The sequence below is a fragment of the Neisseria sp. P0021.S005 genome, from assembly GCF_051956955.1.
Genome location: NZ_JBQCWY010000064.1, coordinates 1 through 10,690 on the forward strand (window position 1 = coordinate 1; position 10,690 = coordinate 10,690).

Genomic DNA, 10,690 nt, shown 5'->3' on the forward strand with positions numbered 1-10,690 from the left:
AGTCGGGCGCTGGGATGTACTGCATCAGGTCGGCGGTTTCCAGCGTCGGTTTCTTCAACAGCGCAATCGCCGCCTGCGTGACTTCGTTCAAATTGTGTGATGGGATTTCGGTCGCCATGCCCACCGCGATGCCCGATGCGCCGTTGAGCAAGACCATAGGCAGACGGGCTGGCAGATGTACAGGTTCGTCAAACGCGCCGTCGTAGTTCGGTACAAAATCCACCGTACCCTGATTGATTTCGGACAACAGCAATTCCGCAATCGGCGTCAGCCGTGCTTCGGTATAACGCATCGCCGCCGCTCCGTCGCCGTCGCGTGAGCCGAAGTTGCCGATGCCGTCGATTAAGGGATAGCGCAAGGTAAAATCCTGCGCCATGCGAACCATCGCTTCATAGGCAGAACTGTCGCCGTGCGGGTGATATTTACCCAAAATCTCGCCGACCACGCGCGCGGATTTCACCGGCTTCGCCCCCGCCGTCAAACCCATATCGCGCATGGCAAACAAAATACGTCGTTGTACAGGCTTTTGGCCGTCTGAAACTTCAGGCAGCGCGCGACCTTTAACCACGCTCATGGCGTATTCGAGATAGGCGCGTTCGGCGTATTGACCTAACAGCAGGTAGTCTTCGCCGATAGGAGATGGGCTTGGAGCGGAAATGTGTTCTGTCATCAGGATGGTAAAACGAAATAAATTAAAGAAGGATATTGTAAAGCAAAATCGGTAGTCATAGCCAATTTGAGTGATGAACGGTAGTGCAGCGACAATAAGGCTTACCGAATCAGGTCAGCAAATGGAATCCGTTTCGACAAAAAAGGCCGTCTGAAACCATTTCATGTTTCAGACGGCCTTTTCATTTTGGTTTTAAATCAAAACTTCGTTATTCTGCAGTAGCCGGTTTGGCCGCAGTTTTAATGGTTAAGGTCAACGCGGCGGCAATAGCGAGGAAAACACCGGCAAACGTCATCGCGTTGGCAGGATTTGAACCCAAGAAGGTTTTGTACACCCAGCCGAAAGATACGGTTTCAATCAGCATTGGAATCACAATCATCATGTTCACAATACCCATGTACACGCCATAACGTTCTTTCGGAATAGAACCGACCACAATCATAAACGGCACGCCCATCATACTTGCCCAACCGACACCGAAACCAATCATTGGGACAAACATTAAGTATTTATTACCGATGTGCGGAATGCTAAGCAAGGCCAGTGCGGCAAGGGTTACGGCAAAGGCATGAACATATTTGGCGGCATATTTGCGTGCCATCCACATCAAGCCAAAAGCAGAGATAAAGGTTACAACGTTGTAGGAAGCGTTTACCAAACCGGTCCATGCAACCGCTTGACTATACGCTTCGGTATTTTCAACAGTCGAATCCCAAACGGATTGGACGATACTGTGAGAAATATATTGCCAGTAGATAAAGAGTGCGTACCATTGGAAGAGATACACCAAAGCCAGTTGCCTCAGGGCAGTCGGCATTTCGCGTACAGCAACGATAATATCTTTAACAGCATGAGCCGGACCACTTGGTTGCGCTTTAATGGCTGCCATTTCTGCAGGACTAGGCTCGCGTTCGGATGTCGATAAAACGGTAACCAAAACCGAACCGATAGAGCAAACCGCACCAATATAGAACGAACCGAATACCCAATACGGGATACCCGCTTCGGAAGTTTGTTTCAACCAACCGATTTGCTGGAAGATATAGAGGGAAACGTTGGCCAGTGTAATACCCAAACCGGTAAACACAGACTGCATCAAGAAACCGGTAGATTGCTGATGTTCAGGAACCGTATCGGCAATAAAGGCACGGAAAGGTTCCATTGCAGTATTGTTACTGATGTCCAAGAGCCACAGCAACAATACAGCTACCCACAATGCGGTAACGTGCGGATAGATAAAGAGACAGAGGCTGCAACCGATGGCGCCAATCAAGAAATACGGGCGGCGGCGACCCAATCCAGGCACCCAAGTGCGGTCACTCATCGCACCAATCATCGGCTGCACCAGCAAACCGGTAATCGGGCCTGCCATATTCAAAATCGGCAACTGGCTCGGATCGGCATGAAGAAAGCTGAAAATCGGGTTAATCGCAGTTTGCTGCAACCCGAAGCTGTATTGAATGCCGAAGAAACCGAAGTTCATCAGCATAATCTGGCGAAGTGTCATCGCCACTTGTGGGGAGATTTTCATAGGAAGGCTACTCCTGGATAATAAACTATGGAAACAACAAACTCCAATTTCAGCAGTATGACGCTCTTATTGTATTGGGCCGCCTTTTTCAATGAGGCAACCCTGTTTTCAGACGGCCTTCATTTTGACCGTTTATATAATCTTGTTTTGATGTGTGTTTGTGTTGTTTGAAGCTTATTTTTAGGCCGTCTGAAACTATTTATTCATCACAGACTGACGCCAGATGGTTTCCCCAACGACCTTGACGGGCCGAACCGTACCGGCCGGATGTTCGATGTATTGGAACAGCAAATCCGCCGCCATCGCACCCATGCGCAAATAGGGCAACTCAGTACTGGTCAACGGCGGAAACAGCGTTTCCGCAATCGCGCTGTGGTTATCATATCCAGCAACAGAGACTTGCTCGGGAACCCGCATGCCGCGCGTCCTCAAAATCCCGTACACGCGTACTGCCATTTCATCGTTACCGCAGCAAATTACCGTCGGCGGAAGCGGCAAAGACAACAGTTTCAAAATAGCCGAAATCAAAGATCCGCTGTCATTGCTGAAGTCAGGATAACCAGTTTGCACCAAATCAGGATCGAAGACAATATCCGCATCAGCCAAAGCACGGCGGTATCCGGCCAATCTCAATCTTGTCGCTTCCACGCCCGGCTGCAAAGTCACATAAGCAATCCGTTTGTGTCCGCTTTGGATAATCCGGCGCACCAAGCCATACTGCCCTGCTTCGTCGTCCGGCAAAACCGACGGCGTACCTGCCAAATCAAAACAGTTGACCAACACCATCGGGCAACGGTTGAGCACTTCCGGCAGCAATACTTCCTGATGGAAACCTGCCACATATAAAATCCCCTCGGCACGATGCTCCATAAAGGTACGGATCAGTGGCTCCATCTGACCGGGCTGACCCGGCTTGTTGTCGATGTCGGCAATCATCAAAATCTTGCCTTGTGCGCGAATCCGCTGCTGAATGCCCTTAATCAAGAACATATCCGGTATGCCGTGTCCGCCCGTATTCTCGCCTGTCCGCGAAATGGCGCCGGTAATCAGACCGATCAAGCCAGAACGGTGTGACCGCATAATCCTCGCCGCAGAAGACGGAATATAGCCCAAAGCAGCAATCGCTGTTTCTACTTTAGAACGGGTTTTATCACTGACCGACGCATCGCCGTTAATCACCCGGCTGACCGTCTTGGGAGATACCCCGGCATAAGCAGCGACATCATAAATTGTAGCCATCTTACGGACCTGTCCCGACAAGATTTCAATAATGTTACATAGGATAACACAGCAGACATCGGTGTCATACCCCCTTTTTTACAGAAACTTGATGATAATCAACCGTTTTCATTGCATTTCGCATACATTTCTTAAACAAAACCGACCCTCCCACCTCCCAAAAGTTGTCCAAATTTGTTAAACTACAAACAACTACAAAAAGCAGAAAATAGATACCCTGCTTGTTTACCGTTACATACTAAGGAAACGAAATGTCCGCATACTCAGACGCATGGCAGGCCTTGGAAACCCATCATGCCGGTACTCAACACGTTACCCTGCGCGAACGCTTCGCCGCAGATGCCGAACGTTTCAACAATATGCACGAAATTCTGCACGGTTTGTTATTTGATTACAGTAAAAACCGCCTAGATGAAAACACCCTTGACTTATTGTGCCAACTCGCCGAAGCAGCCGATTTGCCACAATATATGCAGGCCATGAACAGCGGTGAAAAAATCAACACCAGCGAACACCGCGCCGTCCTCCACACCGCCCTGCGCCTGCCTGCCAATGCCAAACCTGTTTACGTTGACGGCGAAAACATCGTGCCAAATGTTCATCACGAACTCAACCGCGCATTCGAGTTCGCACGCCAACTTTTAGACGGCACGCACGCAGGCATTACCGGTAAAGCGATTACCGACTTGGTTCACATCGGTATCGGCGGCTCCGATTTAGGGCCGCGCATGGCCACACAGGCGCTGCAGCCTTATTGGCAAAACATACGCGTCCACTTTGTCAGCAACTCCGATGATGCCGACCTGGCCCAAACCCTTCTCGGCCTCAACCCCGAAACCACCGTATTCAGCATTGCCAGCAAATCGTTCCGCACACCGGAAACCCTGCTCAATGCCTACGCTGCGCGTACTTGGTATCGAGATGCAGGTTTGCCTGATTCCGGCATCTACCGCCACTTCTGCGCCATTTCCGCCGATGTGGCCGCAGCCCAAAACTTCGGCATCTCCCCCGACAAAGTCTTCGCCATGTCCGACTGGGTTGGCGGCCGCTATTCCGTCTGGTCGCCCATCGGCCTGCCGCTGATGGTTGCCGTTGGCGAAAAAGCGTTCCGCAAAATGCTTGCCGGTGCACACGCGATGGATACCCACTTCTTCGAAACGCCATTCCGCCGCAACATTCCCGTCCTGATGGCGCTCATCAATGTTTGGTACAACAACTTCCAACATTCAGACGGACAAACCGTTGTCCCATACAGCCACAACATGCGCCTCTTTACCCCGTGGCTCAACCAGCTCGATATGGAAAGCCTCGGCAAACAGCGTACTTCAGACGGCCAACCCGTTTCCTGCACCACCGGCGGCATCGTCTTCGGCGATGAAGGCGTCAACTGCCAACATGCCTACTTCCAGCTTCTACACCAAGGCACGCGTCTGATTCCCGTCGACTTCATCGTCCCCATGACCACAGTCTACGGCAACCACCGCCAACACCGCTTTACCGTTGCCAATGCCTTCGCCCAAGCCGAAGCGCTGATGAAAGGTAAGACCTTAAACGAAGTACAAATCGAATTGGCCGCCCTGCCCCAAGACGAACGCAACCGCCTTGCACCGCAAAAAGAATTCCCCGGCAACCGTCCGAGCAACAGCCTGCTCATCGACAGCCTGACGCCTTTCAACCTCGGCATGCTGATGGCTGCTTACGAACATCGTACTTTCGTTCAAGGCGTGATTTGGCGTATCAACCCCTTCGACCAATGGGGCGTGGAATACGGTAAAGAGCTGGCCAAAACCATCGAACCCGAACTCGAACGCGGCACGCCTGCACACGACAGCTCCACCAACGGTCTGATCGCCTTCTACCGCAGTTGCAACGCAAGATCGAAGGCCGTCTGAAAATAAAATGCCCGTAAGACAAGCATATCTGCCTGTCTTACGGGCATTTCAAAACCTAATCGGCGGTAAGAATGAACCGTTAAAGCACCGCACTTTTAGACAAAAGTAGCTAGATTTTGATATAAAAAAAGGCTAAATCGATAATGACTTAGCCTTTTTCATCAGACTTGATTAGTTGTTTGTTGTTAATGCGCCTAAATCTTTATCAACTAAGAACAAACCTTTACCATCTTCACCAAGAAGATTTAATTTATCCAAAATTCCACTGAATAATTTTTCTTCTTCATGTTGTTCAGCCACATACCATTGTAAGAAGTTAAAGGCAGAGTAGTCTTTCTCTTCAAAAGTTCTACCAACTAATTCATTGATTTTAGAGGTAATTAACTTTTCATGTTCATAAGTTAATTCAAGTACTTGTTTCAATGATGAAAATTGATGAGGTGGTTCATCAATTTGTGTGATGATAGCCAATGCGCCGGTCTCATTTAAATAAGTGAAGAGTTTACGCATATGCTGCATTTCCTCAGCCGCATGCTCTGATAAAAATTTTGCAGCTCCTTCGAAACCTTGTTGTTCGCACCAGGCGCTCATTTGTAAATATAAGTTAGAAGAATAAAACTCTAAATTCATTTGATCATTTAATAGTTTAATCACGCTATTTGATAACATTTTATTTCTCCTATTCTTATAAAGTTTTTAATTCACGATCAATGTAGTAGAGCGCTGTACCACTTTCACCAAGAAGTTTGAATTTATCAACAATACTGTTAAATAATTTTTCTTCTTCATGCTGTTCAGCTACATACCATTGTAAGAAGTTAAAAGTAGAGTAATCCTTTTCTGCAAAAGTACTCTCAACTAACTCATTAATTTTAGATGTCACTAGTTTTTCGTGTTCAAGTGTTGTTTCAAAAACTTCTTTTAATGAAGCGTAATCGTGTTTAGGGGCGTCAATTTTACCTAACAAAGGCATTCCACTGGTTTCGCTCACATAAGTAAACAACTTTTGCATATGTTCCAATTCTTCATCGGCATGACGAAGTAAAAATGCTGCAGCGCCTTCATAACCATGTTTATGGCACCATGCACTCATTTGCAAATAGACATTTGATGAATACAACTCGAGATTAATTTGTTCGTTTAATTTTGCTGTAATTGACTTACTTAGCATAACTAACTCCTTTTCTCAATGCGGTTAATAGATGTATCACAATAAAAAATTTGTATTTGCGGATGAATTTTACTCATTTTATTGAGAATAGTCAATTTTATTTTATCAATTTTTATGTAACCCATTAATTTAAAAGGATTTTAAAAATAAATCATTCTCATTTGGTTCAATTTAATGAAATGAGTTATCAATATCTCCTTTGCCTAAATTCTCTAGAGAAATGATGAGGTGTTGGAAGGAGAATCGTAGATTTCCAAAGTTTTTTGCTCTCACTTATCAACTCCAAAATACTGGATAAATAGAAAACATGAAAATTCAATGTTTTTTATAGAATTACGCATCAAAGCGATATAGTTTCAAAGTAGGTTATCCTTAATATTTGAATGTGACAATTACCATTTATTATTTAACATAATATACATATTGTTGAAAAATCTACTGGTTAACTTCAATCAGGGAAAGCATGAAGAAGTTAGGAAGTTGGTTGGAAAGTTGATTAGGGTAGATTTTATTCAAATGAAAGACTAGGCTATGAAATCAAAATTTGTGTATAAGTTACTGGTAATTTCAAAGTACCTGTATATTTTAATTTGTATATCAATACCAATCGTTTTTATTTATGAAAGCTACCAAGGAGATAATGTTGATTTTATGATTTATATTCATGCTTTTATTATTTTTTCCATATTGGGTGTATTGACTCAATATTCTACATCTAATTTTTTTGAAAAGGAAAAATAACATGATTGAACTATCCATTGAGGATCTGGAACTAATTTATGGAGGAGGCTTAGGAGAGAGAATCCTTCAAGGAGGAGCAAATGGTGCATAAATAGGGGGATCAATTGGTGCAGGTATTGGTCTGGGTGTCGGTATAGCTTTTGGCAGTATTCCTGCCGGACCAGCTATTATGGTCGGTGGCACAATTGGTGCTGCTGTTGGTGCTGCAACTGGTATGGGTGTTGCAGCATATGAGTATTACCAAGAAACTCAGCCTAAAGGGACAGTAACGATCGGTCCGATTTCTGCTTTTGCTGTGGACAAATCAGGAAACGGCTACACTGACGGCACAAATTACCACTGATATTTCTCATCGTTCAAACGATCTCTAGGGGTCGTCTGAAACTTTCTTAACTTCAATTTTATGAATACACCCAAGCAACCCTTCTTCCGTCCTGAAGTCTCCGTTGCCCGCCAAACCAGTTGTTCCAACAAAAGGCCGTCTGAAACTTAATTTGTCAAAGTTTCAGACGGCCTTTTATTATTCAATAAAGATAGCAGAAGTTGATTCGCCATATCCCCCATCTTTGCTACAATATCCCTTTTCTTTTTTATTGATTCCACTATGACAACCGCACCCCAACCCAGCACTTGGCGCAAGATTTTTTCGCGCAAAATGCTGATCTGCATTTTCACAGGCTTCACTTCGGGGTTGCCGCTTTATTTTCTATACAGCCTGATTCCAGCATGGCTGCGTAGCGAACACATTGATTTGAAAACCATTGGCCTATTTGCATTGATTGGTTTCCCCTACACTTGGAAATTCATCTGGTCACCTCTTTTGGACACCGTACGCCTGCCATTTTTAGGTTTACGGCGCAGTTGGATGCTGATTACCCAAATAGCACTCCTATTGCTTTTGGCTTCCTATGCATTTGTCCGACCGCAAGAACATTTATCCATCATCTTAGGCTTAGCTTGTGCTACAGCATTCTTCTCCGCCAGCCAAGATATTGTGATTGATGCATTCCGACGCGAAGTACTGTCAGATGAAGAATTGGTATTAGGCAACTCGCTGTATGTGAATGCCTACCGTATTTCTTCATTAATTCCGGCCTCATTAAGTCTGATTTTGGCCGACAGATTGCCTTGGTCAACCGTCTTCATCATTACTTCCCTGTTTATGATCCCAGGTTTACTTGCGACCTTGTTCATAGCACGCGAGCCAGATCACTCAACTCTTGAAACCAAAGGCTTAAAAGAAACCGTTATCGAACCATTTCACGATTTCTTTACCCGCCAGAGTGTGAAGCAGGCTTTGACTATTTTGGCGTTCATCTTGCTGTATAAACTGGGCGACAGCATGGCAACTGCTTTGGCTCAACCGTTTTATCTCGATATGGGCTTCTCTAAAACCGATATTGGTCTGATTGGAAAAAACGCAGGTTTATGGCCGGCTGTAATTTTTGGCGTTATCGGCGGCATTTGGATCACCAAACTTGGGGTTAATCGTGCTCTGTGGTTATTCGGTTTGATACAGTGGGTCACCATTTTAGGCTTTGCATGGCTGGCAAGCTTCGGACATTTTGACCATGTCGGTGCATCGGAACGAATCTTTTTAGCGGTTGTAATTGCGGCTGAAGCAATCGGCGTCGGCTTAGGCACAGCAGCGTTTGTCTCGTATATGGCGCAACAAGCCAATACGGCATTTACGGCAACGCAATTAGCCCTTTTTACAAGCCTATCTGCCGTACCGCGTACATTTATGAACGCAACGGCAGGCTATCTGATTGAAGCGATGGGTTACTTCAATTTCTACTGGCTGTGTTTTGCTTTGGGCATACCGGGCATGTTGCTGCTGTTTAAAGTGGCACCGTGGAATGGTCAAAAAGTGAGTAACTAGATTGCCAGTCTAAAACTTCTAGCAAAACAAAAGGCCGTCTGAATATTCAGACGGCCTTTATCATACAAAAACTTTATTCTGCTTCAGGTTTGACAGTGCTGCGGACATCGCCGCTTTTTTCTTTATGTTTCAAAACAGCGCGGTCGAGCTTGTCCATCAAAACATCAATCGCGGCGTACATATCCTGCTCAATCGCTTCAACGTGCAAATCTTTGCCTGCCAGATGCGCATCGGCTTCGGCTTTTTGATTGACTTTTTCCACCGAGAGCGTAATGGTCACAGAGATGATGTTGTCGGCGTGGCGATTGATTCGTGCCAACTTGTCGGAAACATAGTTTTTGATGGCTTCGGTAACATCAAAATTCAGACCGGTGATTTTCAGATTCATGATACAGCTCCTTCGGTTGATTAGTCCGTCAAAACGGATCGGAATATATCTACTCGGTAAATTTTCGTTTGTGTGCCGGTGGTATGTCTAATGATTCTCTATATTTAGCAACTGTACGTCTGGCGATTTCAATGCCGCGTTGTTTTAATAATTTGACGAGGGCCTCGTCCGAATAAGGTTTGCTGCTGTCTTCGCTTTCAATCAGCTGGCTCAAGACAGCTTTGATTGCGCCTTGACTGAACCCTTCGCCGTCATCATCGGCATTGACTGCCTGTGTGAAGAAATAGCGTAACGCAAACAGGCCGCGCGGGCAAGACAAATATTTCTGGTTGGCAGCGCGCGAAATGGTGCTTTCCGCCAAACCCAATTCGGCGGCGGCATCTTTCATCAGCATGGGCGACAGGCCGATTTCTCCGAAGATGAAAAAATCTTCCTGATTTTTGACAATATACTCGGCAAGGCGGAGGACTGTGCTTTTGCGCAGTTCCAAAGAATCAATGCGCTGTTTGGCTTCACTGATTTTTTCCTTCCACTTCGGCGCGCCCTCTTCCGCCGATTTCATCAGGTCGCAATATTCCTGATTGAGCTGCAGCTTCGGCCAAGCCGCCTCGTTGCTGATGACTTCCCAGCCGTCCTTGCCCTCTTTGACCCAAACGTCAGGCTGAATATAAGGTGTAGGCGTGGCAGAGGCGAAACCGTAGGCCGGATAGGGATTGAGCTCGGCAATCATATCGAGCGCGGCTTCTATGGTTTCGCTGTCGGTATCGGGATAGAGTTTGCGGAAACGCAGAACGTTTTGTTTGCGGTTTTTGCCTAACTCTTGAAGCGAACTTTGCACCAAATGCGCGGCCATTTGTCGGGCAGGAGAAGCCGGCAAACGCATTAATTGCAGCATGAGCGACTCGGTCAAATCGGCCGCCGCTACGCCGGGCGGCTCAAAGGTTTGCAATACATCCAGCGCATTTTGCAGGGCTTCTTCGTCCAGCATCCAATCCAACGGCGTGTGGTCGATGATTTCTTCGAGACTGTCGGTGAGGTAGCCTTGTTCATCCAAAAAATCAATCAAGACGTGAACATAGGCCGCTTCCACTTGCGAGAGCGGATGCTCGCACACTTGGGCATGCAGATAGTGTTTGAAATCCTCTTCTTCGGCGATGTTGCTCCAAATATCTTCGG

General features: G+C 46.3%; 10 protein-coding genes. 3 read left to right on the top strand and 7 right to left on the bottom strand.

The annotated features are described in order from the left end of the window. The 3 genes from ACTHUE_RS05855 to ACTHUE_RS05865 all read right to left on the bottom strand — a co-directional run. Nucleotides 1-670 (bottom strand): DNA gyrase subunit A (locus ACTHUE_RS05855; RefSeq protein WP_440423109.1); only part of this gene is annotated, 670 nt, incomplete at its 3' end. Between the two features lie 208 nt (nt 671-878). Beyond that, nucleotides 879-2,201, bottom strand: a complete 1,323-nt coding sequence (locus ACTHUE_RS05860; protein ID WP_070765650.1) for an MFS transporter — start codon at nt 2,199-2,201, stop codon at nt 879-881. 195 nt (nt 2,202-2,396) lie between these two features. Beyond that, nucleotides 2,397-3,440 (bottom strand): LacI family DNA-binding transcriptional regulator, encoded by a 1,044-nt coding sequence (locus ACTHUE_RS05865; RefSeq protein WP_070765649.1) that lies wholly within the window; start codon nt 3,438-3,440, stop codon nt 2,397-2,399. 251 nt (nt 3,441-3,691) lie between these two features. Here ACTHUE_RS05865 and pgi point away from each other — a divergent pair, with 251 nt between their 5' ends. Then, nucleotides 3,692-5,332: a glucose-6-phosphate isomerase gene (gene pgi / locus ACTHUE_RS05870; protein WP_070765648.1), complete on the top strand. Its 1,641-nt coding sequence runs from the start codon at nt 3,692-3,694 to the stop codon at nt 5,330-5,332. Between the two features lie 171 nt (nt 5,333-5,503). On the opposite strand, the gene ftnA (ACTHUE_RS05875) is transcribed toward pgi, so the two are convergent. Together ftnA (ACTHUE_RS05875) and ftnA (ACTHUE_RS05880) are read right to left on the bottom strand one after the other, a co-directional pair. After that, nucleotides 5,504-6,001, bottom strand: coding sequence for a non-heme ferritin (gene ftnA, locus ACTHUE_RS05875; protein WP_003686798.1), 498 nt, complete (start codon nt 5,999-6,001; stop codon nt 5,504-5,506). A gap of 16 nt (nt 6,002-6,017) precedes the next feature. After that, nucleotides 6,018-6,503: a non-heme ferritin gene (gene ftnA, locus ACTHUE_RS05880; RefSeq protein ID WP_003686837.1), complete on the bottom strand. Its 486-nt coding sequence runs from the start codon at nt 6,501-6,503 to the stop codon at nt 6,018-6,020. Nucleotides 6,504-7,413: 910 nt separating this feature from the next. On the opposite strand from ftnA (ACTHUE_RS05880), the gene ACTHUE_RS05885 reads away from it, so the two are divergent. Together ACTHUE_RS05885 and ACTHUE_RS05890 are read left to right on the top strand one after the other, a co-directional pair. Next, nucleotides 7,414-7,587, top strand: a complete 174-nt coding sequence (locus tag ACTHUE_RS05885; RefSeq protein ID WP_225905495.1) for a hypothetical protein — start codon at nt 7,414-7,416, stop codon at nt 7,585-7,587. Between the two features lie 261 nt (nt 7,588-7,848). Continuing rightward, nucleotides 7,849-9,126: an AmpG family muropeptide MFS transporter gene (locus ACTHUE_RS05890; protein ID WP_234395504.1), complete on the top strand. Its 1,278-nt coding sequence runs from the start codon at nt 7,849-7,851 to the stop codon at nt 9,124-9,126. Nucleotides 9,127-9,199: 73 nt separating this feature from the next. On the opposite strand, the gene hpf is transcribed toward ACTHUE_RS05890, so the two are convergent. Both hpf and rpoN read right to left on the bottom strand, forming a co-directional pair. After that, complete coding sequence (gene hpf / locus ACTHUE_RS05895) at nt 9,200-9,514, bottom strand: ribosome hibernation-promoting factor, HPF/YfiA family (protein WP_003686778.1); 315 nt, start codon at nt 9,512-9,514, stop codon at nt 9,200-9,202. A 49-nt stretch (nt 9,515-9,563) separates the two neighbouring features. Next, a partial coding sequence (gene rpoN, locus ACTHUE_RS05900; RefSeq protein WP_440423112.1) for an RNA polymerase factor sigma-54 occupies nt 9,564-10,690 on the bottom strand: 1,127 nt, incomplete at its 5' end.

What these genes read in the sequence shown, in the direction of transcription:
- ACTHUE_RS05860 (WP_070765650.1), bottom strand. Translation starts at nt 2,201, where the DNA reads ATGAAAATCTCCCCACAAGTGGCGATGACACTTCGCCAGATTATGCTG.
- ACTHUE_RS05865 (WP_070765649.1), bottom strand. Translation starts at nt 3,440, where the DNA reads ATGGCTACAATTTATGATGTCGCTGCTTATGCCGGGGTATCTCCCAAG.
- pgi (WP_070765648.1), top strand. Translation starts at nt 3,692, where the DNA reads ATGTCCGCATACTCAGACGCATGGCAGGCCTTGGAAACCCATCATGCC.
- ftnA (WP_003686798.1), bottom strand. Translation starts at nt 6,001, where the DNA reads ATGTTATCAAATAGCGTGATTAAACTATTAAATGATCAAATGAATTTA.
- ftnA (WP_003686837.1), bottom strand. Translation starts at nt 6,503, where the DNA reads ATGCTAAGTAAGTCAATTACAGCAAAATTAAACGAACAAATTAATCTC.
- ACTHUE_RS05885 (WP_225905495.1), top strand. Translation starts at nt 7,414, where the DNA reads ATGGTCGGTGGCACAATTGGTGCTGCTGTTGGTGCTGCAACTGGTATG.
- ACTHUE_RS05890 (WP_234395504.1), top strand. Translation starts at nt 7,849, where the DNA reads ATGACAACCGCACCCCAACCCAGCACTTGGCGCAAGATTTTTTCGCGC.
- hpf (WP_003686778.1), bottom strand. Translation starts at nt 9,514, where the DNA reads ATGAATCTGAAAATCACCGGTCTGAATTTTGATGTTACCGAAGCCATC.